The sequence below is a fragment of the Vibrio fortis genome, assembly GCF_024347475.1.
Taxonomy (GTDB): domain Bacteria; phylum Pseudomonadota; class Gammaproteobacteria; order Enterobacterales; family Vibrionaceae; genus Vibrio; species Vibrio fortis.
The window spans coordinates 61,346-83,772 of sequence record NZ_AP025487.1 but is presented as its reverse complement, the minus strand read 5'-3'; the positions used below and the strand labels follow the sequence as shown (position 1 = coordinate 83,772).

General features: G+C 46.2%; 21 protein-coding genes. 8 read left to right on the top strand and 13 right to left on the bottom strand.

Going from position 1 to position 22,427, the window contains the following annotated elements:
- Positions 1–36: 36 nt before the first annotated feature.
- Positions 37–1,569 (bottom strand): DNA recombination protein RmuC, encoded by a 1,533-nt coding sequence (gene rmuC, locus OCV50_RS00365; protein WP_261903397.1) that lies wholly within the window; start codon positions 1,567–1,569, stop codon positions 37–39.
- 136 nt (positions 1,570–1,705) lie between these two features.
- Between rmuC and OCV50_RS00360 the strand changes: the two genes are divergently transcribed.
- The gene (locus OCV50_RS00360; protein WP_261903396.1) at positions 1,706–2,599 is read left to right on the top strand and encodes a DMT family transporter; all 894 of its coding nucleotides are present in this window, start codon (positions 1,706–1,708) and stop codon (positions 2,597–2,599) included.
- A 90-nt stretch (positions 2,600–2,689) separates the two neighbouring features.
- Here the strand turns inward: OCV50_RS00360 and OCV50_RS00355 are convergent, their stop codons facing one another.
- The 7 genes from OCV50_RS00355 to ftnA all read right to left on the bottom strand — a co-directional run bounded on the left by OCV50_RS00355 (position 2,690) and on the right by ftnA (position 8,061).
- Positions 2,690–3,136, bottom strand: coding sequence for a PTS sugar transporter subunit IIA (locus tag OCV50_RS00355; RefSeq protein WP_261903395.1), 447 nt, complete (start codon positions 3,134–3,136; stop codon positions 2,690–2,692).
- Positions 3,133–4,389, bottom strand: coding sequence for a PTS ascorbate transporter subunit IIC (locus tag OCV50_RS00350; RefSeq protein WP_261903394.1), 1,257 nt, complete (start codon positions 4,387–4,389; stop codon positions 3,133–3,135). The genes OCV50_RS00355 and OCV50_RS00350 overlap by 4 nt, the downstream gene beginning before the upstream one ends.
- Positions 4,390–4,400: 11 nt before the next feature.
- Positions 4,401–4,670, bottom strand: coding sequence for a PTS sugar transporter subunit IIB (locus OCV50_RS00345; protein WP_032551053.1), 270 nt, complete (start codon positions 4,668–4,670; stop codon positions 4,401–4,403).
- A gap of 280 nt (positions 4,671–4,950) precedes the next feature.
- Complete coding sequence (locus OCV50_RS00340; RefSeq protein WP_239842311.1) at positions 4,951–5,421, bottom strand: hypothetical protein; 471 nt, start codon at positions 5,419–5,421, stop codon at positions 4,951–4,953.
- Positions 5,422–5,734: 313 nt separating this feature from the next.
- Positions 5,735–6,928 carry a BaiN/RdsA family NAD(P)/FAD-dependent oxidoreductase gene (locus OCV50_RS00335; RefSeq protein ID WP_261903393.1) on the bottom strand — a complete coding sequence of 398 codons (1,194 nt, stop codon included), beginning with the start codon at positions 6,926–6,928 and terminating at the stop codon, positions 5,735–5,737.
- Positions 6,929–7,140: 212 nt separating this feature from the next.
- Positions 7,141–7,464 carry a universal stress protein UspB gene (gene uspB / locus OCV50_RS00330; protein ID WP_032551050.1) on the bottom strand — a complete coding sequence of 108 codons (324 nt, stop codon included), beginning with the start codon at positions 7,462–7,464 and terminating at the stop codon, positions 7,141–7,143.
- Between the two features lie 66 nt (positions 7,465–7,530).
- Positions 7,531–8,061: a non-heme ferritin gene (ftnA, locus tag OCV50_RS00325; RefSeq protein ID WP_032551049.1), complete on the bottom strand. Its 531-nt coding sequence runs from the start codon at positions 8,059–8,061 to the stop codon at positions 7,531–7,533.
- Positions 8,062–8,248: 187 nt separating this feature from the next.
- Here ftnA and uspA point away from each other — a divergent pair, with 187 nt between their 5' ends.
- Together uspA and OCV50_RS00315 are read left to right on the top strand one after the other, a co-directional pair.
- Entirely contained in the window at positions 8,249–8,683 is a 435-nt protein-coding gene (uspA, locus tag OCV50_RS00320) for a universal stress protein UspA (RefSeq protein ID WP_239842179.1), read from the top strand.
- Positions 8,684–8,734: 51 nt separating this feature from the next.
- On the top strand, positions 8,735–9,613 hold the full coding sequence (locus OCV50_RS00315; RefSeq protein ID WP_261903392.1) for a carboxylate/amino acid/amine transporter: 879 nt from the start codon (positions 8,735–8,737) through the stop codon (positions 9,611–9,613).
- A gap of 69 nt (positions 9,614–9,682) precedes the next feature.
- Here the strand turns inward: OCV50_RS00315 and OCV50_RS00310 are convergent, their stop codons facing one another.
- The 3 genes from OCV50_RS00310 to OCV50_RS00300 all read right to left on the bottom strand — a co-directional run bounded on the left by OCV50_RS00310 (position 9,683) and on the right by OCV50_RS00300 (position 14,444).
- On the bottom strand, positions 9,683–10,288 hold the full coding sequence (locus OCV50_RS00310; protein ID WP_261903391.1) for a hypothetical protein: 606 nt from the start codon (positions 10,286–10,288) through the stop codon (positions 9,683–9,685).
- 121 nt (positions 10,289–10,409) lie between these two features.
- The gene (locus tag OCV50_RS00305; protein ID WP_261903390.1) at positions 10,410–11,189 is read right to left on the bottom strand and encodes a class I SAM-dependent methyltransferase; all 780 of its coding nucleotides are present in this window, start codon (positions 11,187–11,189) and stop codon (positions 10,410–10,412) included.
- A 117-nt stretch (positions 11,190–11,306) separates the two neighbouring features.
- Positions 11,307–14,444 carry an EAL domain-containing protein gene (locus OCV50_RS00300; RefSeq protein WP_261903389.1) on the bottom strand — a complete coding sequence of 1,046 codons (3,138 nt, stop codon included), beginning with the start codon at positions 14,442–14,444 and terminating at the stop codon, positions 11,307–11,309.
- A 99-nt stretch (positions 14,445–14,543) separates the two neighbouring features.
- On the opposite strand from OCV50_RS00300, the gene asnC reads away from it, so the two are divergent.
- Positions 14,544–15,008 carry a transcriptional regulator AsnC gene (asnC, locus tag OCV50_RS00295; protein ID WP_261903388.1) on the top strand — a complete coding sequence of 155 codons (465 nt, stop codon included), beginning with the start codon at positions 14,544–14,546 and terminating at the stop codon, positions 15,006–15,008.
- Positions 15,009–15,076: 68 nt separating this feature from the next.
- Here asnC and prlC read toward each other — a convergent pair whose 3' ends face one another.
- The gene (gene prlC / locus OCV50_RS00290; RefSeq protein WP_261903387.1) at positions 15,077–17,128 is read right to left on the bottom strand and encodes an oligopeptidase A; all 2,052 of its coding nucleotides are present in this window, start codon (positions 17,126–17,128) and stop codon (positions 15,077–15,079) included.
- A 272-nt stretch (positions 17,129–17,400) separates the two neighbouring features.
- Between prlC and OCV50_RS00285 the strand changes: the two genes are divergently transcribed.
- The 4 genes from OCV50_RS00285 to OCV50_RS00270 all read left to right on the top strand — a co-directional run bounded on the left by OCV50_RS00285 (position 17,401) and on the right by OCV50_RS00270 (position 21,074).
- The gene (locus tag OCV50_RS00285; RefSeq protein ID WP_032551040.1) at positions 17,401–18,240 is read left to right on the top strand and encodes a 23S rRNA (adenine(2030)-N(6))-methyltransferase RlmJ; all 840 of its coding nucleotides are present in this window, start codon (positions 17,401–17,403) and stop codon (positions 18,238–18,240) included.
- Positions 18,241–18,409: 169 nt separating this feature from the next.
- Positions 18,410–19,108 (top strand): glutathione S-transferase family protein, encoded by a 699-nt coding sequence (locus tag OCV50_RS00280; RefSeq protein ID WP_261903386.1) that lies wholly within the window; start codon positions 18,410–18,412, stop codon positions 19,106–19,108.
- A 229-nt stretch (positions 19,109–19,337) separates the two neighbouring features.
- Positions 19,338–20,693 carry a glutathione-disulfide reductase gene (gorA, locus tag OCV50_RS00275; RefSeq protein ID WP_261903385.1) on the top strand — a complete coding sequence of 452 codons (1,356 nt, stop codon included), beginning with the start codon at positions 19,338–19,340 and terminating at the stop codon, positions 20,691–20,693.
- Positions 20,694–20,825: 132 nt separating this feature from the next.
- On the top strand, positions 20,826–21,074 hold the full coding sequence (locus OCV50_RS00270; RefSeq protein WP_239842171.1) for a DUF6482 family protein: 249 nt from the start codon (positions 20,826–20,828) through the stop codon (positions 21,072–21,074).
- A gap of 79 nt (positions 21,075–21,153) precedes the next feature.
- On the opposite strand, the gene OCV50_RS00265 is transcribed toward OCV50_RS00270, so the two are convergent.
- Entirely contained in the window at positions 21,154–22,395 is a 1,242-nt protein-coding gene (locus OCV50_RS00265) for an NADH:ubiquinone reductase (Na(+)-transporting) subunit B (RefSeq protein ID WP_261903384.1), read from the bottom strand.
- Between the last annotated feature and the right edge of the window lie 32 nt (positions 22,396–22,427).

Here is a 22,427-nt window from a genome sequence, read left to right as displayed (position 1 = left end):
GGCAGCGCAATAAGCCTTTGAGCGCGCTGCGGTCGATTAGTTTACTTTATCCTCAGCAGGTTGTCTTTCTACTAACGAGGCATTTTCTGAAAAAGCCTCGTTTTGCGCGAGCTCTGTCAGACTCACAGCAATCGGCTTCTTCACCTCAACCCCCAACTGTTTAAAGCTCTCGGCTTGACGAATCACATTACCTCGCCCAGTTGCCAGCTTATTCATGGCTCCTTGATAGCTTTGGTTGGCTTTATCAAGTGCGCCACCAAGGCCTTCCATATCATCAACGAACAAGCGCAGCTTATCGTACAATTTACTTGCACGTTCGGCGATGATCTGTGCATTTTGGTTCTGGCGCTCATTACGCCACAGGTTATCAATGGTACGCAGCGCCACTAACAAAGTGGTTGGGCTGACAAGAATGATGTTTTGCTCCATCGCATCTTTGACTAAGCTTGGGTCTGCTTGAATCGCGACTTGAAATGCAGGCTCTACCGGAATAAACATCAATACATAGTCGAGGCTCTGAATGCCTTTTAGTTGATGATAATCCTTCTGACTCAAACCTTTGATATGCGCGCGCAGTGAGAGCAAGTGATCTCGCAATGCAACATCGCGCTCAGCATCGTTTTCTGCATTGAAGTAACGCTCGTACGCCACCAAAGCCATTTTCGAATCCACCACCACTTGTTTGTCTTGAGGTAAGTGAACAATCACATCCGGTTGATAGCGCTTGCCCGCTTCGTTTTGTAGATTGACCTGAGTTTGATACTCATGCCCTTCTCGCAAACCAGATTCCGCCAATACCCGAGCCAGTACCACTTCGCCCCAGTTACCTTGTTGTTTATTGTCGCCTTTAAGCGCTTGAGTCAGGTTAACCGCTTCTCGCGTCATGCTTTCGTTTAATCGCTGCAGGTTCTTGAGCTCATGAACCAAGGTGTGACGCTCTTTGGCTTCTTGGCTAAAGCTGTCACTGACCTGCTTCTTAAAGCCCTCTAGCTGCTCTTTGAGTGGGGAAAGCAATCCTTCAAGGCTCTGCTTGTTCTGCTGATCGACCTTAGCGGTTTTGGCTTCAAAGAGTTGGTTAGCCAGATGTTCAAACTGCTGCTTTAAACGGGTTTCCGCTTGCTCCAATAGTTGCAGTTTTTCATGGTTGGCGAGGTTCTCTTGATCGTGACGAGCTTCTTGCTCACGCAACTCAGCTTCAAGCTCAGATTTCTGATCTTTAAGGATATTAATCTCATCAAAGTATTGTTGACGCTCTTGTTTAACCGCTTCGAAATAGCGCAGCTTCTCCATCGCGGCCATGACCTTACCGTGAGCTTGTTTAAGCTCGAAGGCGGCTTTATCACGCTCATCATCAAGCTCATCGAGCTCTTGCTGCGCCTCTGCCAATGAGGCTTTGAGCTGCGTGGTTTGCGACTCATGCAACTGACGATCAGACTCCAACTGCTGCTCTAATAGCTGCTGTTGAAATGAGAGTTTCTGTTTAATCCACCAACCGACGAGGCTCCCGCTGATCACCGCGGTTGAAGCGGCTGCGATAAGGGTCGTCTGGTGCTCGATAATCCATTGCATGGTAGTAACTTAGCCTAATTGGAAATAACTCATTAAATGGTATTTTGATACTGGATAAATGTCCAGTTTGCCGTATTAAATTTCGACAGATAGACTAGGCGTCCGTATTCTATCCTATTCAACTTGATGAGCTTTTATGAACGAACGTCGCGCCCTCGGCTTTGGCCTTTCCGCGGTACTACTCTGGTCAACGGTAGCCACGGCCTTTAAGCTAACCTTAGCTGAGTTTTCACCGATTCAAATGCTGACCATTGCCAGCGTTGTCTCTTCGATTGCTCTGATTGTTATCTGTTACTTCCAAGGCAAGCTTTCTCAACTCTCCACGACTTTTTTTGCTAACCCTTGGTACTACTTGCTGCTCGGCCTCGTCAACCCACTGGCTTATTACCTGATTCTCTTCAAAGCCTACGACCTACTCCCAGCCTCTCAAGCTCAGGCGATCAACTACAGCTGGGCGATCACCTTAACTCTAATGGCGGCTGTGTTTTTAGGGCAGAAGATTCGTAAACAGGACTGGGTAGCTTGTACCTTCAGCTACTTAGGTGTGGTTGTGATCGCGACCAAGGGCGACGTGTTAGGGATGCAGTTTGATAGCCCACTCGGCGTTGGTTTAGCACTGCTATCGACACTTCTTTGGGCAGGTTACTGGATCTTAAACACCAAAAACAAAGCCGACCCTGTGGTGGGTGTACTGCTTGGTTTCTTGGTGGCGCTACCATTTGCGATTGGCCTAACCATCTATGAAGGCGAAAGTTTTACTCAAATAACCACCAAAGGCTGGATGGCAGTAACCTATGTTGGCTTGTTCGAGATGGGGATAACCTTTGTATTATGGCTTTCAGCACTTAAGTCCACCAACAACACAGCGCGCATCAGTAACCTGATTTTTGCCTCACCGTTTATCTCATTGATGCTGCTTGCCACAATTATCGGCGAAAAAATTCATCCATCCACTTTATTCGGTTTGGTACTGATCATTACTGGTTTAGTGATTCAACAACTAAAGCTATCTAAGGGCAAAAGCGCCTAAATGGCTCGAACAGTCGCGAAGTTGATAGAAATAATAAAGAAAGGCCCTCGTTATGAGGGCCTTTTGATAAGTGGGGGCAGGAGTCAACAATCAGTATTTTCCTAAGATGTCCGCAATCTCTTTGTTGGTGTTCGCAGCGATGATGGCATCAATATCATCATCGTTTTGGAACAGCTCAGAGAGCGCCATGATTGTTTGAATATGGCTGTCTGAGTCCATCGCCGCTAGAGTAATAGAGAAGTACACTTCACCATTGTCTTCCGACTCAAGGTCAACACCGTTCTTAAATACGGTGACCTGTAGACAAGCTTCATTGACACCATCTTCAGGACGCGCGTGTGGCATCGCAATCTTTGGCGCCAGCACATAGTAAGCACCGATGTCTTTGTGTTTCTGTTGAATCGCTTCTAGGTAAGATTTCTCCACCTTGCCGTTCTCAATCAATTTTGAACAGGTAACCTCTAGCGCAGCGTCAACCGACAAGTTTTGTTCCGTTGAGATAACAATGTTATCGCCCGTTAGTTTTAGAATACTCATGACACAATCCAACCTAGAATCAGACCAACAACACCGAAGTCAAAATCAGCAAACGTTGTAGCTTCAAGTCCCATACCACCTAACACTGGAAGCAGTAGCATTGGTAGGAATGAAATACATAGACCCTGAGTAAAGGCACCTAGCACCGCGCCACGTAGACCACCCGTCGCGTTACCATAAACACCCGCTGCACCACCTACGAAGAAGTGAGGAACCACGCCAGCCACAATGATTGTCCAATCGAACATGCCTTGGATAGCCATTGCAATCAGACCCGCTGCGAATGAAGACAAGAAGCCAATCAATACCGCATTAGGTGCCACTGGGAATACCATCGGGCAGTCAAGCGCAGGACGAGCACCCGGAACCAGTTTGTCAGAGATACCTTTGAATGCTGGAACAATCTCAGCAATCAGCATCTTTACACCTTGCAGAACAATGTACACACCACCGGCAAACACAAGGGACTGCATGAAGGTAAATACAATCCAGTTTTGACCACCAGATACGGTTTCAACGAATGTTGGACCTGCAAAAATTGATGCGAACATGAAGAAGATCGCCATCGTTGTTGCAACAGCTACTGGTGTATCACGAAGGAACATCAGGCTTTTAGGCACGTTGATGTCTTCCGTCGACTTTGATGTATCACCAAACTTACTACCAATGTAACCAGACACTAGGTAAGAGAAAGTCGAAAAGTGACCCATAGCGAGCTGATCGGTACCCATCACCTTTTCAGTGTATTTCTGAGCAAGAGCCGGCATGATCACCATCAGAGAACCGACAATCACTGAGCCCATCGCTACCAGTAACGTACCTTGGATGCCACCCGTTGACAGGATTACTGCGACTAGCATCGACATGAACATAGTGTGGTGACCAGTTAAGAAAATAAACTTAAGCGGTGTAAAACGAGCCAGTAGAATATTCACAACGAAAGCAAAGAACATAATCAGAGCCATTTCATAACCGAAAGCTTCTTGTGCTAATGCAACAATTGCTTCGTTATTTGGAATAACACCACTTACACCAAATGCTTCAGTAAATACGACTGAGAAATTATTTAATGCACCCACAAGAGCGCCAGCACCGAAACCTAAAATTAGGAAACCCATTACAGTTTTAATCGTGCCTTTTAATATGGTAGAAACGTCTGCTTTTTGAGCAACCAAGCCAATAAAAGCAATTAATCCGACCATGATTGCTGGCTCTTTTAATAAGCCAAGCATGAACTCAAAGAAATTAGCCATTATTTACTTCCTTACATGAAAGTTTTTAGTTGCTCTTCAATTGAAGCCTTATCAAAGATATTTGCTAGGCTTACAATGTTTGTTTTACCCGCTTCAGATAATTGATTTGCTACATCCGTTGCTGCTACCCAAATATCAGCTGTGCTTGATGCAGCAGAAGATAAATCTTCATGGTCAACTTCTGCTTCTAAACCAATTTTACCTGCAACTTCTTTAACCGCCATTTCCATCATTAAAGAAGTACCAAGACCATTTCCGCACACAACCATAATCTTTTTCATAATATAAATCTCTGTAGGGTTTTAATCAGGAAACTATATTGTCTCCGTTTATTTGTTGATAAGGATAGTATCGAAAAGACCCAAAAACAGAATAGATCACCATCACAAAACCAAAATGACCTTGTGATGCAGGTCTCATTAAAATAAAGAAAAAGACGATTTAATCGTCGATACTACTTAAGAGTGAAGCGGTGATTTTATATAAGTTTGAAGAATATTATAAGGTGAGATATAAAATGTGATCTGGGTATACGATAGGAGTTCAGTATTAATCTTGTGCTTATTTCCCGTAATCGGTAAGCATTTTTTTAAGCAGGCTATTAACGTCTTTCGTCTTTTTATTTCTTTTAGTGAGTGCACTCAATGAAGTTGGCATTTTAGGTGATTCTTTATCAGAAATAACCTCTTCCTCGCGATCTCGCATTTTCTGCACCGCAGGAAGGAGCATGCGAACTTCTTCACCTTCTTTATTTACCATTACTACGATATTTCCAGACTCTACCGCTGTAATCGTTAACGTGCCATGCTTAGGTGATTGAACTGTTTCACCGACTAATGTGGATTGAGGTGGAACAGAACGGTCAGATAATTGGCCGCTACGTAACTTAGCTGCCGTAATAGCACGAATATTACCTGTATTTTCAAACGCAACGATAACTGTATGGGTATTGTAGTATTCGATAACGGTGACGTAGCCATGATTCTTTGTATCAAATCTAGCACCTATTTGCATATCGAGCGGTGCGTCCATTTTCTTAATTTGCATTCAGCAATACCTATTACGTCCGTTTGTTAACTCAATAAATTATATACGCCATTATCGTCATATTAAATCATATTTCTTCTGTTCTAAGTCAAATATATCACACTAACTCTGGTCAGAATTTGAAATACCTATTATTAAATAATGAGTTGCGAGGGTTATTCGATTAGCTAAAGCTATCATTTAAGAAGAGGAAAAGAGAGTGAGGCGGCCAAAGAGATGAGTAAAAAGCCATTCTATGGGTCTTACTCATCGCCTAAATTTGTCATGCAACTACACGTTTGGGCTGATTATCTAACCGCTATACCCACTGCCCAGCCGCAAAGCCAGAACTCCAACACCACTGGAAGTTATAGCCTCCCAACCAACCGGTCACGTCCATCACTTCACCAACAAAGTACAGGCCAGATACCGTTTTACACTCCATGGTTTTCGACGAAAGCTGATCGGTATCGACACCACCTAATGTTACCTCAGCGGTGCGGTAGCCTTCAGTACCATTCGGCGCGATCTTCCAGTTTTCTAAGTGCTCTGTAATTGCTGCCAGTTGCTTTTCGTTGAACTGCTTTAGAGGCTTATCTTGCAGCTCTTTACGCTCGATTAACGCTTCAACCAGACGCTTAGGTAGCACTTTCGCCAGCGTATTCTTCAAGCTTTGATTTGGATGCTTCTCGCGCGAGCGTTCAAGCAGTTCAGCCACATCCGCTTCAGGTACTAAGTTAATCGAAACCGCTTGACCCGCTTTCCAGAAAGACGAAATTTGCAGAACAGAAGGGCCTGATAAACCACGGTGAGTAAACAGCAGCGCTTCTTTGAACAGAGTGCCATCTTGCGCGGTGATCTCTGCAGGAATCGCAATGCCAGACAGCTCAGCGAAATCCTCTTTATCTTCTTTGTGCAGAGTGAAAGGCACAAGACCTGCGCAGGTTGGGATCACAGACAAACCAAACTGTTCAGCAATTTTATAGCCGAACGGTGTCGCACCCAGCTTAGGCATAGACAAACCACCAGTGGCAACCACTAAAGATTCGCACTCAACCTGCTCAGTGTTCAAGTGAAGCTGAAAGCCTGCTTCTGTTTTCTCTATTGAATGAACGTCGCAACGATAGCGCTGCTGAACACCCGCATCGTCACATTCGGCAAGCAGCATGCTCACAATGTCTTTCGCAGTATGGTCGTTTACACAGAACAACTGGCCGTGATCGCGCTCTTCAAACTCAATGCCGTATTTGCTCACCATAGAGATGAAGTCCCAGTTGGTGTACTGAGAAAGCGCTGATTTCACAAAGTGGCGGTTGTTACATAGGTAGTTATTTGCAGACACGTCATAGTTAGTGAAATTACAGCGACCACCGCCCGAGATCAGAATTTTTCGACCCGGTTTCTTGGCATGATCGACCACCAGCACGCGTCGACCTCTTTTGCCCGCTTCAGCGGCACACATTAGGCCAGCGGCGCCTGCGCCAATTACGATGACATCAAATTTTTCACTCATTGTGTTCTGCTTTATCTTACCCAGTCATCACTCAGTACTTCCTATACTAGTGACGTTACCAATAAAAAAGGATGTGCGTTATCAGCACATCCTTACTCGTTGCCCGCTATTCTAGCGTCAAATTTTAACTTTGCAATTGCCTACGTTGCGTTCAATAAAGGACGCAATCAAGTGGGAATGCAGAGCATTCTATTTACGATACGTTTTGGCTATTACACCAAAAATGCCGCCAGTAGGGTTACACCCAAAAGCGAGACCGACAAAATGAATAACTCTCTTACTCTATCGCATTTACCCGTAAATACCGGGTCATGGTGATGGTGGTACTCTTTGCTCTTGATATAGCTAAATAGCCTCACCTGCTTGGTCACATTGCCATGGGTCGTGAAGAAACCACCACCATCGACTTGTTGATACAAAAGCGGGTGCGCTTCGCGCATGATATAGATGAGTTTTCTGAGTGCCGTAACATAGCGAGCCAAATTCACGCAGGTTACAACCATCAATGCAAATAGAATCGTATCGCCACTGATCATCCTTTCCTCCCTACATCCTCACAGGGCGCTCAAAAGAAAAAGACAATCAGAGCTTTTTCTTACAGCTTATACCGCTGCAGGAGCATCCATAATTGAAGATGAACCATCTTTTGCCAATTGCGCTAAGTCTTTATCGATGAAGAATAGGGCTTTACCGTCTTCACCAACAAGTTCTAGCTTGTCCAGAATACCTTTGAATAGCTTCTCTTCCTCGTGCTGTTCAGCGACATACCACTGCAGGAAGTTAAAGGTAGAGTAATCTTGTGTGCTGAAAGCAACGTGAGCCAGTTTATTGATCTTCTCAGTGATCATCTGCTCATGTTCGTAAGTCTCGCGGAAAACAGCACCTAGGCTCTCAAACTCATGCTTTGGTGCTTCAATCGCACCTAAAATAGGCATTGCACCTGTTTCACTTACGTAAGTGAACAAACGCTGCATATGTTCCATTTCTTCCACTGCATGAGCGCGTAAAAACTCTGCTGCTCCTTCAAATCCTTTATCTTCACACCAAGCACTCATTTGTAAGTATAGATTGGATGAGAAAAATTCTAGGTTAATTTGCTCATTCAGTTGTTCAACCATAGTTGTAGACAGCATTTACGTCTCCTAATTACGCCTTCGTTTTCCCTACTATATCACTATTTTATGAATATCTCGCAGGCTATTAGTTAACCATTGTTTCGGCATGGTTTTACGCAAGAGAGTGGATATGAGATCACTTCAGCAAAAAAACACCTGCCTTAGTGCTAATCTTTAGTTAGACAATGAGTAAGGAGATAGCGGTATGAGTTACAAACATATTTTGGTCGCCGTCGATTTATCTGACGACAGCAAACTGATCGTAGACAAAGCAGTCGCACTAGCGAAACCGCTGGATGCCAAAGTCTCTTTTATCCACATCGATATCAACTACGCAGAGCTCTACACCGGGCTAATTGATATCAACATGGCGGAAACCCAGCACAACGCCATGGAAGCTTCTCGCATCCAGTTGAGCAACTTTGCTGAGCACGCGCAATACCCGATCACCCATACCTTAGTGGGTAGTGGAGATCTCAGCCATGAACTGTGCGACACCATTAAAGAGTACAATGTGGACCTCGTAGTTTGCGGCCACCACCAGGATTTCTGGAGTAAGCTGCTATCATCGACTCGTCAACTGATCAACGCCACGCCTGTCGATATGCTGGTCATTCCATTACGGGATCCGGAAGACTAATTCGTTACAGTTGGGTAACATAAGCGAATACTTTCACAATGTACTATTGTTATGCGTTATTTAGTTGGTGTTACCCTTCTATGGGCCTTCTCATTCAGCCTGATCGGGGTTTATCTCGCGGGTCAGGTTGATTCATGGTTTTCTGTCTGGATGCGCGTCGCGCTTGCCGGATTGGTATTCCTTCCTTTCTTGAAATTTCGAGGCATTTCAAAAAAACTGATCGCGAAACTGATGACCATCGGCGGTATTCAGCTTGGCTTGATGTACTGCTTCTACTATCAATCATTTCTACTGCTATCGGTACCAGAGGTGTTGCTGTTCACCGTCTTCACCCCGATTTACGTCACTCTGATTTATGATTTCTTGAAAGGCCAGTTTTCGCCGTGGTATTTGGTAACGGCCGCGATCGCAGTGGTGGGTGCTGCTTTCATTAAGTTCGCAGGCGTGAGTGACAACTTCTTGATGGGTTTCCTTGTTGTTCAAGGTGCTAACCTCTGCTTTGCCATTGGTCAGGTTGGCTACAAAACCCTTATGGAACAGGAATCAGTTGAGCTCCCTCAGCATACTATTTTTGGCTACTTTTACTTGGGCGCGCTATGTGTAGCGTCGGTTGCTTTCTTACTATTGGGCAATCCAGATAAGCTACCAACCACGTTGACTCAGTGGGGCATCTTAATTTACCTTGGCTTGATCGCTTCTGGTCTGGGCTACTTCTTCTGGAACAAAGGCGCAAGCATGGTCAACGCTGGCGCACTAGCCGTAATGAACAATGCGTTGGTGCCAGCGGGCTTGGTGGTAAACATCCTAATTTGGAACCGCGACGTCGACCTGACAAGGTTGTCGATTGGCGGTGCGATCATCTTGTTGTCTCTGTGGGTCAACGAAACTTGGGTTAAAAAGCGTGTTGAACAGAGCCTGAGCAAAGCTTAAGAAGCAACAATCAAAAAGAGCGACCTAAGGTCGCTCTTTTTGATTCAATTCTGTTTTAGGTTCGTTGCCCTAATGAATATGACTCACTTTTGGGGCTGCATTCACGGTTAGAGCAGAGCTATCGACTTGCAGGTTAATGCCTTCCAGCTCGCTCTGCAGCTTGCGGCTTTTTTTGTACAGTTTTTGCTGCTTTTTGATCATCTTAGCCAGCTTCTTGTTGTACTTCTTCTGCTTTTTCGCCACTTTCTTAGCGCGTTTCAACTCACTCTTATCAAGCAGTTCCGATGAAGGCGACAACGGTGCTTCCAATACCTGATTCATTTGTGCTTTCTTCGCTTGTAGCTTTTGAGCTTGTACTTTCTTAACAACAAGTTGAGACTTGCTGTTTTCCACGCTTTTCGCCGAAGGCGCTAGGCTCACGATCTCTTGGCTAAGGACGTTAGCAGGTGCTGAAGTTAGCGTCTCTGCAAGCAATCCACAAGCAACCTTTTCGCTGTCTGGCTTACTTTGGCAACTTGCAGGGGGAATTGCAGCGGGCTTGCATAGATTGGCTTTATCGGCAGACGAGCGAGCACACGAACGGCACACAAACTTAGGTTCACTCACCAAACGGTGAATTTCGCCTAGGTGTTCAGTAATGTCTCGACGGTTTAACTTACAAAAGCGTTTAGCCATGCTACAACTCCAGCTAAGAATAATAATAATTCTTAGTTAGATATACATCTCTAACACGGCTATCGCAAGCAAAAAATTCAGTTTTAGCGTATTTCTGACGGAACGATTTTTCTATCTTCCGCTAAGTCATTGATGCTTTTACGTACACATCAAAACGGTTCTTTTTAGTCTCAATCGCCATACTCGGCTTTTGCTCATCCAACCAAGCGGCATAATCGGGTCTTTTCACGACAACACGCTTCGCAGCAAGCTTCAAAGCGGGCTGTAGTAATCCATCAGCATCGAGATCTGCACCCACAAGTGATTGGAACACGCGCATCTCTTTCTTCACCAAAGCCGACTTTTTCTTGTTTTCAGGGTGTGGATACATAGGATCAAGATAGACGACATCTGGCTGAGCAAAATCTGGATCATCACTCAACTTGTCCAACGCATCGTGGCTTGAGGCATGAATCAGGCTCATACGCTCACTCACCCAAGCACCAATATCCGAGTCTTGCTTGGCACGCTGCAGACCATCATCCAGCAGAGCAGCAACCACAGGGTGACGCTCAACCATCTGCACTTTACAGCCCAATGATGCCAATACAAATGCATCACGCCCTAGCCCAGCCGTACCGTCGAGTATGGTCGGTGTCGCGCCTTTGTTAAGACCCGCAGCCTTAGCAATAGCTTGGCCTTTACCACCACCAAACTTACGTCGGTGCCCTACTGCACCACCAACCAAATCAACAAAAATGGCACCAAGCTTAGGCTCATCGACTTTGCGCAATTCGAGTCTGTCACTGGTGAGCACCAAGGCAAATACACTGTTCTCATCATGAGAAAGGTGCCAGCGTGTTGCTAGCTCATTGAGGCGTTCGATTTGGCTTGCGTCTTCGCAAATCAGTTGTAGTTGCAAGGTTGTCTCCAGAGGACTCGATGATTCAAAATAGTTGAGGCAACCAGTTTACCTGATTGCCTCAAAAATACGTAATTTTGGAATGACTTTCTGTTTGGATGCCAGCGTACTTACCCGTTAAAGCGAACGCTCTTGTCTTAGCTCTTCCACCAGCTCCGCTAACGGCTTCGGACGCCCTATAATGTAGCCTTGTGCGTAGTTTACCCCAAGCTCGATAAGCTTATCGATGATCTGGGTGTTCTCTACAAACTCTGCCACCGTGTATTTGCCCATCTGTTTAGCAAGATCATTGATTGAGCGCACCATGACGTGGTCCATTTCGTTGACATCAATATCACGCACAAACAAGCCATCAATTTTCACGATATCAACGGGTAGCTTCTTCAAGTAGCCAAACGAAGATAAGCCCGAGCCAAAGTCATCAAGAGCAATCATACAGCCTAGCTCCTTCAAGCGCGTAAACAGCTTGATCGCCTGCTTCATGTTACTCATCGCCGCCGTTTCAGTGATCTCTAGACAGATTTTGTCGCACGGCACAATTGACTGTTCTAGGCTATCAATCAAGAACTCAACGAACTCGCGGTTACCCATCGAGTGACCAGAGAGGTTAATCGAGCACATTCCTAACTCTTCGACCACACCATGGTTCTCTTCCAGCCAAGCTAGAGTTTGGCTCACTACTTGGCGATCAATCAAGTGAGCGATGTTATAGCGCTCTGATGCCGGCATAAAGATCCCTGGAGAGATGTACTCACCATTATTATTCTTGATTCGCACCAGTATCTCAAAGTGCATCAATTCGCTTTGTTTATCTAAGCCAAGAATTCGTTGGGCAAACAGCTCAATGCGATCATTAGCCAATGCCTCATGCACCAAGTTGACACACTCCATCTCTAAATGACGTCGACGCAGATCTTCATCATCTTGATGGTAAAGGTTGTAGCGGTTTCTCCCCTCTTCTTTGGCTGCATGACAAGCCGCATCAGCTTGAGCGTGCACCATTTGCGGGGAAGCCGCGGTATGGTCAATCAAACGAATACCGATCGAACAGGTGAGATTGAGCTGAATATCATCCCAAAGGAAGGCGTTATCACCCATCATTGCGATAATGCTGCGACACACATTGACCGCATCTCTCTCGGTACAATCTTTTAGTAACACGGCAAACTCATCACCGCCCATGCGCGCCAATACCGCATTGTATGGCAGCACATTTTCAAGCAAGCCCGCGCTAAATAAGATCGCGGCATCACCCGCTTCATGACCCGCGGTATCATTAAGAACCTTAAGTTGGTCAAGATCGAGGAACAACATCGCATGAGTGCGCATGTGGCTCTCAACCTCTTTCAGCGCCTTTTGCAGCTCTTGCTCAAAGTGGTTGCGGTTAAAGGTGTGAGTCAGCAAGTCGTAACGCGCTTGATATTCTAACTGCTCGGCCAGTTCGTGAGTTTCAGTGATGTCTTCGCCAACAATCAGTAACTGATTCGAGTCGACCAGAGGACGAATATTTTCACGAATCCAGATCTTGCTGCCATCAGCATGACGATATTGGATATCACGACGCCATACTCCACGAGATTTATGCTGTGGCTGAAGTAAGATTTGACGCGGGATCATTGCATTTCGGTCGACATAAAACTCACGAGGTCGATGGCCAAGCAACTCGCTTAATGGGTAACCTAACAGTTCTTCCGCAAACTGGTTTACCTGTTGAATGCGATTGTTCTCATCCAATGTAATCATCATCACGGGCTGTTTATCGTAATAGAGCTTGAGATTCGCTTCACGTTGGAATAGCTTGTTCTCGGCAAGCTTTCTAGAGGTCACATCACGCGCTTCAAATAGGAATTGCAGCTCATTGGATTCGCTATCCGGCATTGGCTTAAGTGAGATATCCAGCACCAGCACCCCTCTATCTCGACACCACACTTCGGCTTCAAAACGTAGCGATGTGTATGATTGTGCACCCATGAAGTACTTCTTGAGCGCCTCACTCGCCGCGTCTTCCCAGTGCTGATGCTGATAGATAGGCGTGCCCACCTGATAACCTTGGTTGTAGAACAACTCATGCAACTTACTATTACTAGAGAGCAGCACACCATCGCGATCGATGATGCCCATAAACTGTAAGCTCTGATCGAAAATAGACTCCAATAAAAGCTGGCTCTTACGACTGTCACGCTCACTCTTCTTAAGGCGGTTAAGGTAGTAAACCAAGGTAATAATCACGCAGCCCATCGCCAGAAACAGCAGCCCTAGAGTTCGGATCTCGTCTTGATAGCGCTCAAAGAAAGGCTGCGGTTTATTGTAAAAAGTCGCCGATATATCGTTGTGGTCACCGAGTTCCCATCGATTGAGTTGCTGGTAATCGAGTTTAATTTCCGCTGCACCTTCAAGAACAGGTGGCAGGACTTGCTTTGGATTGGCGAGAATACGTCGCAGGGTACGTCCAGTTTCACGCCCTTGACTCAAGCCACTCTGAATCACACCACCAATGGCACCAAAGCCCAAGCCGAGGTCATGTACCATATAGATTGGCATTTTCGTCAGTTTATTCAGTTCACGCCAATCGTCATCACTACTCACATTGCCTTTTGCATCACGATAATAAACCCAGAAGAGTATGCTCTTAGTCATATCAGCTTGCTGAGAAAAGGTCACCAAATCGCGATACGAGTTCGGTTGATAATGTTCAATAAACGAAGCGTGCTCAGGGTATTTCTCTAAATGGCGATCCACTTGTGCACGAACTGCTTCGCCTGTTACCGAGAAGTCTGAAACGATATAGATCTTCTTCGCCATGGGTTGCAAGCGTCTTATCAGTGTAACGTTGCTATTGAGATCAATATCTTCGGTTATACCTGTCGCATTAAGCCCTTCGGTCATCGAAGGGGAGTAGTTGTTGATACCACCAAAAACAACTGGGGTACCTTTCAGCTCAGGAGCGAGCCTCTTCATGAGATTGAGCGCGTTATTATCGCTCACCACAATCGCGGAAAACTCTTCATTGGCGAGCTTAGTACGGTAGAGTTGATAGAGTTTGTCGAAGTACTCTTCGCTTTGAGCCCGTTTGCTGTCCAAATACACCACACGATAGGAAATATCATCGCGGTCGAGCTCTGTGACCAGTGCTTTTTGAAAGTTATCGGTCCAGAAAAAGCCTTGGTGGTAAGAGTGAACAACCAATACATCTTTTGATTGAGCAGAAACCAAAAAGCTCCAGCTCAAAAGAATAAAAAACAACGAAAATCGCACTAAGCTCACCCTAACAACATACTTGCTGCTAATATTATCACCCTTGGCTATGATGTGTACTCTAGCTATTAAACTTTCAACCAATTCACAGAGGTTTGCATGTCGACTTCAACCGCTCGTCTTGATGATTTAGATCGCGCCATTCTCAAAACCTTAATGGAAGACGCTCGCACACCTTATGCTGAGATGGCAAAGCAATTCGATGTCAGCCCTGCGACCATCCACGTACGCATCGAGAAAATGAAATCGGCCGAAGTCATTGAGGGCACAGAGGTGGTGGTGAACACCAAGAAGCTTGGCTACGACGTGTGTTGTTTTATTGGTATCAACCTTAATGCGGCGAAAGACTACCACTCCGCCATCGCCAAACTAAACGCGCTCGATGAAGTGGTCGAGGCCTACTACACCACTGGCGCTTACAACATTTTTGTCAAACTGATGTGTAAGTCGATTGAAGAGCTGCAATACGTGTTGATTGATAAGCTGCAGGCAATTGATGAGGTGCAATCGACAGAGACGCTGATCTCGCTGCAAAACCCAATCAATCGCAATGTGAACCCGTAATAGTTTGATAAATAAAGACAAAAAGAGCCTCACGAAGAGGCTCTTTTTACATTCAGACCAACCCGATATTAAGCGCTGATGCCTGCATGACGCAGCATCGCATCGATTTGTGGCTCACGACCACGGAAGCGCTTAAATAGCTCCATAGGCTCTTCACTGCCACCCATCTCTAGGATGTTGTTTAGGAAGCGTTTACCGGTTTCGGTATTGAAGATGCCTTCTTCTTCAAATGCTGAGAACGCATCCGATGACAACACCTCTGCCCACAAATAGCTGTAGTAACCCGCACTGTAGCCACCAGCAAAAATATGGCTAAAGCTGTGTGAGAAGCGGTTCCATTCTAGGCTTGGCAATACCGCTACTTTAGATTTCACATCCGCCAGTGTTTCAAGCACACGCGCACCAACTTCTGGGTCGTAGGTAGTGTGAAGAGTAAAGTCGAACAGTCCGAACTCTAGCTGACGCAGAATAAACATCGCAGATTGGAAGTTCTTCGCCGCTAGCATCTTCTCTAGCATCTCTTTTGGCAGCGCTTCACCAGTTTCGTAGTGACCTGAGATAAACGCCAGTGCCTCTTCTTCCCAACACCAGTTTTCTAGGAACTGACTTGGCAGCTCAACCGCATCCCAAGGCACACCATTAATGCCAGAAACAGCACCAGCCTCAACCTGAGTCAACATGTGGTGAATACCATGGCCAAACTCATGGAACAGAGTTACCACTTCATCGTGGGTAAACAGTGCAGGCTTATCGCCAACAGGCTTGTTGAAGTTACACGTTAGGTAAGCCACCGGGGTTTGCAGTTCACCCGCTTCAGTAATACGACGGCCACGGCAGTCATCCATCCATGCACCGCCGCGCTTGTGCTCACGTGCGTACAAGTCTAGGTAGAAGCTGCCACGCAGTGTTTCGTTAGCATCAAAGATGTCAAAGAAGCGCACTGACTCATGCCAAGTATCCACTCCTTCACGCTCTTTCACCGTCATACCAAACACACGGCTTAGTACTTCAAATAGACCAGAGACCGCTTTTGACTCTGGGAAGTAAGGGCGCAGCTCTTCATCGGAGATCTCAAATAGGTGCTGCTTCTGCTTTTCGCTGTAGTAAGCGATATCCCAAAGCTCTAATTCAGACACGCCAAACTCTTTTTCAGCGAACTGACGCAGCTCTTCCACTTCACGCTCGCCTTGTGGTTTCGCTTTCACCGCTAAGTCATTCAAGAAACCCAGAACCTGATCTGGCGTTTCTGCCATTTTGGTTGCCAGAGATTTCTCGCTGTAGGTACCAAAGCCAAGCATGCGTGCGATTTCGTGACGCAGTTTCAGTTGCTCGGTGATGATCTCGCTGTTGTCCCACTTACCTGCGTTTGGACCACGATCCGAAGCACGAGTGACATACGCTTCATACAGCTCTTGGCGTAGCGCTTGGTTATCACAGTAAGTCATCACTGGAAGGTAAGATGGAATGTCTAATGTTAGCAGGTAGCCCTCTTGCTCTTTGGCTTCTGCCGCTGCTTTCGCTGCAGCCAGTGCAGCCAGTGCAGATTCAGGCATACCAGCAAGCTCTGCAACGTCTGTGATCTGCTTGCTCCAACCCATAGTGGCATCGAGCACGTTGTTTGAGAATTGCGAGCCTAGCTCTGACATACGCTTGCTGATTTCGCCGTAACGGTGTTGTTCGTCAGCAGGTAGGCCAATGCCTGACAGCTCAAAATCGCGCAGCGCATCGGTAATGGTTTTCTTCTGAGCTTGGCTCAGTGACGCAAACTCATCACTCGCTTTGATCGATTTGTAAGCCTCAAACAAGCCTTTATGTTGACCAACCCAAGTGCCGTATTCAGATAACAACGGCAAACAACTCTCGTAAGCTTCGCGTAGCTCATCACTGTTCACGACCGAGTTCATATGACTCACTGGCGACCAAATACGGCTTAGGCGGTCATCCACCTCTTCAATTGGCGCCACTAGGTTATCCCAGCTTGGCGAGGTATTACCTTCAAGTACTTGTTCTATCTTATTGCGACACTCTTCAATCACTTGCTCTACCGCTGGCTTGACGTGCGCAGGGGTGATCTGTGAAAACGGCGGTAGGTCCGTGAAGGTTAATAGCGGGTTAGACATATAAACATTCCTTTGGCTTGAAGACTTGCGTCTTTATGTAATTGGGTCGTCTTACAGTGTTAGGCTTAATCAGCGGATAAATACATGCGAATAGTTATTAAATAGTGTCCATAAGCGCAAATTTCAATAGTAGAACCAATAACTAACCACTCCTGCGCGCGACGACACACTTATTTTGGGGAGAATTTATTAGCTAGTGCGGTATATAATGAAGACAGAATACCAACCGACACCAACCACACTCTATAGCGAGAGTGTTACGAGAGTTTAATTTGTTAAGTTATCGCCACAGCTTCCACGCGGGTAACCATGCCGATGTGGTTAAGCATATTGTACAAAGCCTTATTCTTAATTCACTGAAGCAGAAGGACAAACCTTTTGTCTACCACGACACCCACTCTGGTGTTGGTCGCTACGACTTAACTCATGAATGGTCGGAAAAAACAGGCGAATACAAGCAAGGTATTGCACGTGTATGGGATCAAAAGCAGATTCCAGAAGAGATTCAAAGCTACCTAGACGCTATCGCAACCCTCAACAACGGTGAAAAACTGCGTTACTACCCAGGCTCACCACGTGTTGCTCGCGCTCACCTACGTGAACAAGACCGTATGGTACTGACTGAGCTGCACCCAGCCGATCACCCACTGCTTGAGCAAGAGTTCCACCGCGATCGCCAAGTCTCTATCTACAAAGAAGATGGCTTCAAGCGACTTAAGGGCAGCCTACCTCCAAAAGAGCGCCGCGGTCTGGTTTTGATCGATCCACCTTATGAGCTAGCAAAAGAGTATCGCGATGTCGTAAACGCAATCTTCCAAAGCCATAAGCGCTGGGCTACGGGCATTTACGCGATTTGGTACCCAGTAGTTAACCGCTGTGATATCGAAGACATGATTGAGGGGTTGGAAGGTCTCGGCATTCGTAAGATTCTGCAAATTGAACTTGGTGTATCGCCAGACACCAATGAACGCGGTATGACAGCTTCGGGTATGATCGTGATTAACCCACCTTGGAAACTGGAAAGCCAGATGAAAGAGATTCTGCCGTTCCTAAAAGACGCCATTGCGCCAGCAACTGGCCACTGGAAAGTCGACTGGATTGTTCCTGAATAAATTGTCTTAAGTTTATTCAAATAGAATCAAAAAGATAAAAGTGCAGCGAACCTCTCGCTGCACTTTTTATTTATTAGAAGGTAAATTTTTTCGTCTCAGCTTCGTCTTTTCTCACTGACCCTCGTCTTAAGAGTGTAGGTAAACTAATTCTTAGAGTGAGAAAAACCCCATGATTAAAGTTATCAGCTTCAAAATTTGCCCATTTGTTCAACGTGTCACTGCAGCGCTAGAAGCAAAACAGATCCCTTACGAGATTGAGTACATCAACCTAAAAGACAAGCCACAGTGGTTCCTCGATATCTCGCCAAACGGCCAAGTACCAGTGATGGTGACCGAGTCTGGCACAGCGCTATTCGAGTCAGATGCGATCATCGAGTACATTGAAGATGAGTTTGGCCCACTAGAGCAAGGCGTGACCAATGAACAACGCGCCCTAGACCGCGCATGGAGTTATTTAGGCTCGAAACACTATCTGCCTCAATGCGGCACCATGAGTAGCAAGGATAAACAAACCTTTGAAGAGCGTGCAGAGAAACTGATTAAAGCGTTCCAAAAAGCCGAGAACCAACTATCCGGTGACACCAAGTTCTTCAAGTCGGATGAAATGAGCAATGTTGATATGGCGTGGCTACCGCTGCTTCACCGTGCTGCGATCGTGAAGGCACACTCTGGCTACGACTTCTTCTGTGGTTTACCAAAAATGCAGGCCTGGCAGAAAAATGTTCTAGAGTCGGGGTTAGTCGAAAAAACCGTTTCCGAAGATTTCGTTAAGCTGTTTAGCGACTTCTACCTCACCAACACGTATCTTGCTGATGGTAAGGACGTGCAAGCTCAGAGCGGATGTGGCTCAAACAGCTGCTGTGGCTAAACTTCTCATCCATTCCAGCAAAGCGGAGTGATGTCTTATTCCGCTTTGTTGCTGTCTCATCGCTATTTGTCATAAGCAATGTCACTTTTTCCCATTTAGTAAATTGCTAGACTCGATTTATGATAGCAGCATAGGATAGGTAACAATTCATGTTGATGACGTTGAGTTCACTCAGACGCACCCCAATGTAATTGTTATCAACAAAATAAATAAGCTCTTGGAGAAAGTAATGGCGACTCATTTTGATTATATCTGTATCGGCGGTGGTTCTGGCGGTATTGCATCAGCAAACCGTGCAGCAATGTACGGCGCAAAGGTTGCACTTATCGAAGCACAAGACCTAGGCGGCACATGTGTAAACGTTGGCTGTGTTCCTAAAAAGGTTATGTGGCACGGTGCTCAAGTGGCAGAAGCGATGAACCTATACGCAGAAGACTACGGCTTCGATGTAGATGTAAAAGGCTTCGACTGGAGCAAACTGGTTGAGAGCCGCCAAGCTTATATTGGTCGTATCCACCAATCTTACGACCGTGTTCTAGGCAACAACAAAGTTAACGTGATTAAAGGCTTTGCTAAGTTTGTTGACGAGAAAACGGTTGAAGTGAACGGTGAACACTACACAGCAGATCACATCCTGATCGCAGTGGGTGGTCGTCCAACAATTCCAAACATTCCAGGCGCTGAATACGGTATTGATTCAAACGGCTTCTTCGACCTTGCTGAGCAACCAAAGCGCGTCGCGGTTATCGGTGCTGGCTACATTGCCGTTGAAATCGCAGGCGTTCTACACGCACTGGGCACAGAAACACACCTGTTCTGCCGTAAAGAGTCTCCACTACGTAGCTTTGATCCAATGATCATCGAAACATTAGTTGAAGTGATGGACGCTGAAGGCCCAACTCTGCACACTCACTCTGTACCTAAAGAAGTGGTTAAAGAAGCAGATGGTAGCCTAACGCTTCACCTAGAAAACGGTGAAAGCCAGAACGTTGATACTCTAATCTGGGCGATCGGTCGTCACCCTGCGACTGACGCAATCAACCTAGCTTCAACAGGTGTAGAAACGAACGATCGCGGCTACATCAAGGTAGACGAATACCAAACAACTAACGTTCCTGGCATCTACTGTGTAGGTGACATCATGGAAGGTGGTATCGAGCTAACACCCGTTGCTGTTAAAGCAGGTCGTCAACTTTCTGAGCGCCTATTCAACGGCAAAACTAACGCTAAGATGGACTACGATTTGGTACCAACTGTGGTATTCAGCCACCCACCAATCGGCACCATTGGTCTAACAACGCAAGAAGCTGAAGAGAAGTACGGCAAAGACAACATCAAGGTCTACACGTCTGGCTTCACCGCTATGTACACAGCGGTTACTAAGCACCGCCAACCTTGTAAGATGAAGCTTGTATGTGCGGGCGAAGAAGAGACTGTTGTTGGTCTACACGGCATCGGCTTCACTGTAGATGAGATGATTCAAGGCTTCGGCGTAGCAATGAAGATGGGCGCAACCAAAGCAGATTTCGACTCAGTTGTAGCTATCCACCCTACAGGTTCTGAGGAGTTCGTAACGATGCGTTAATCGCAGTTACGACCATTCTAGACTTCGAAAAGCAGGCTTTGGCCTGCTTTTTTTTGTGTCTCTTCTGAACCTTGCCCAGCACTTCAACGTAACAGACAAAGATTTCCTCTTAACGAAACATCGGAGTGTGTTATGAACTTACTGATTGAATCATTTGAAGGCGGTATCTACCTTGCTTATCAAGTCACAGACCATAACCGAAGACTGGTGATGGACAGCGACCAGCACCCGAAAAAGTTTATGAGCCTCAACCAAGTGCGCGACCACTTTCATGACCACTCAATCACCTCTGCGACGCTGGTTCACAACAGTGCTTATGATGAGATGTGTGGTGAGCAATGCGGCAGCGACACTCCTCTCAGTGTCGACCTAAGATGGTAAGCACCACCACATTCCAAATGTATTTCAAACTGAAAAGAGGACTTAAAATTAAGTCCTCTTTTTTCGACTTGCATAGTAATCAGCGTGCCATTCGTCGGTTTCTGCGCTTAATGTTGCCTTCACGGACAATGAAATCAAACAAAGGAGCAAACAGGTTTGCGAACAATATCGCAAGCATAATGCCTTCTGGATACGCTGGGTTGAGCACTCGAATCCCTATCGTCATGACACCGATAAGAATACCGTAGGCCCACTTGCCTTTATTGGTGAAGGCTGCAGACACTGGGTCGGTTGCCATAAAGAAGGTACCAAAGGCCACACCACCAAGGACAAAGTGCCAATAGAAGGGCATCGAAAACATGGCATTTGTCTCTGAGCCTATCAAGTTTAGTAAACTAGAAGTCGCTACAAGACCAACAACCACCCCTGCAACAATCCGCCAAGAGGCTATTTTCATTACGATGAGTGCCAAGCCGCTGAGCATAATCAATAGCGATGACACCTCCCCCATAGAGCCGGGGATATTACCAAGAAACGCATCCATCCAAGAGATCGCCTCTCCGGTCATATTGTTCATCAGCGCACTGTTACCGCCCTCGTACCATTGACTCAATGGTGTTGCCCCTGAATAACCGTCAGCAGCGACCCACACTAAGCCGCCAGACATATTGGCCGGATAAGCAAAGTAGAGAAATGCACGTCCTGCCAAGGCTGGGTTAAGAAAGTTGCGTCCGGTCCCTCCGAAGATTTCTTTCGCAACCACAATACCGAAGGTAATCCCTAACGCAGCTTGCCAAAGTGGAATCGTTGGCGGCAGTATCAGCGCAAATAGCACCGAACTAACAAAAAAGCCCTCATTAACCTCATGCTTACGCACAATAGCAAACAGCACTTCCCAAAATCCCCCGACGACAAACACGGTGGCATAGACAGGTAAGAAATAGAGTGCGCCGAGCCACATCTGACTCAACCATCCGCTAGATGTAAGCGCCTCTACGCTCCCGAAGGCCCAAGCTAAACGCCAATTTCCTTCAATAACAGCCAACAGCTCGGCGCCAGTATAGGTCGAATTCAGCCCCATAACGGCTTGATGACCAGCGTTATACATACCCCAAAACATTGCTGGGAAGGTAGCTAGCCACACCATGATCATAATGCGTTTGAGGTCGATGCTGTCTCGAACGTGAGTTAGGCCTTTGTTCACATGGCCAGGGGTATAGAATATGGTCGCGGCAGCCTCGTACAAGGGGTACCATTTTTCGTACTTACCGCCCGCTTCGAATTGAGGGGAGACACCCTCTATCCATTTCTTCAATTTCATATCTTTGTAACCTCATTTTCTTGAGTCACAAG

Coding starts and splice junctions, on each gene's coding strand:
- OCV50_RS00265 (WP_261903384.1), bottom strand. CDS start 22,395: ATGAAATTGAAGAAATGGATAGAGGGTGTCTCCCCTCAATTCGAAGCG.
- OCV50_RS00280 (WP_261903386.1), top strand. CDS start 18,410: ATGATTAAAGTTATCAGCTTCAAAATTTGCCCATTTGTTCAACGTGTC.
- OCV50_RS00310 (WP_261903391.1), bottom strand. CDS start 10,288: ATGGCTAAACGCTTTTGTAAGTTAAACCGTCGAGACATTACTGAACAC.
- ftnA (WP_032551049.1), bottom strand. CDS start 8,061: ATGCTGTCTACAACTATGGTTGAACAACTGAATGAGCAAATTAACCTA.
- OCV50_RS00345 (WP_032551053.1), bottom strand. CDS start 4,670: ATGAAAAAGATTATGGTTGTGTGCGGAAATGGTCTTGGTACTTCTTTA.
- rmuC (WP_261903397.1), bottom strand. CDS start 1,569: ATGCAATGGATTATCGAGCACCAGACGACCCTTATCGCAGCCGCTTCA.
- OCV50_RS00335 (WP_261903393.1), bottom strand. CDS start 6,928: ATGAGTGAAAAATTTGATGTCATCGTAATTGGCGCAGGCGCCGCTGGC.
- OCV50_RS00360 (WP_261903396.1), top strand. CDS start 1,706: ATGAACGAACGTCGCGCCCTCGGCTTTGGCCTTTCCGCGGTACTACTC.
- prlC (WP_261903387.1), bottom strand. CDS start 17,128: ATGTCTAACCCGCTATTAACCTTCACGGACCTACCGCCGTTTTCACAG.
- OCV50_RS00350 (WP_261903394.1), bottom strand. CDS start 4,389: ATGGCTAATTTCTTTGAGTTCATGCTTGGCTTATTAAAAGAGCCAGCA.
- OCV50_RS00355 (WP_261903395.1), bottom strand. CDS start 3,136: ATGAGTATTCTAAAACTAACGGGCGATAACATTGTTATCTCAACGGAA.
- uspA (WP_239842179.1), top strand. CDS start 8,249: ATGAGTTACAAACATATTTTGGTCGCCGTCGATTTATCTGACGACAGC.
- asnC (WP_261903388.1), top strand. CDS start 14,544: ATGTCGACTTCAACCGCTCGTCTTGATGATTTAGATCGCGCCATTCTC.
- OCV50_RS00340 (WP_239842311.1), bottom strand. CDS start 5,421: ATGGACGCACCGCTCGATATGCAAATAGGTGCTAGATTTGATACAAAG.
- uspB (WP_032551050.1), bottom strand. CDS start 7,464: ATGATCAGTGGCGATACGATTCTATTTGCATTGATGGTTGTAACCTGC.
- OCV50_RS00315 (WP_261903392.1), top strand. CDS start 8,735: ATGCGTTATTTAGTTGGTGTTACCCTTCTATGGGCCTTCTCATTCAGC.
- OCV50_RS00270 (WP_239842171.1), top strand. CDS start 20,826: ATGAACTTACTGATTGAATCATTTGAAGGCGGTATCTACCTTGCTTAT.
- gorA (WP_261903385.1), top strand. CDS start 19,338: ATGGCGACTCATTTTGATTATATCTGTATCGGCGGTGGTTCTGGCGGT.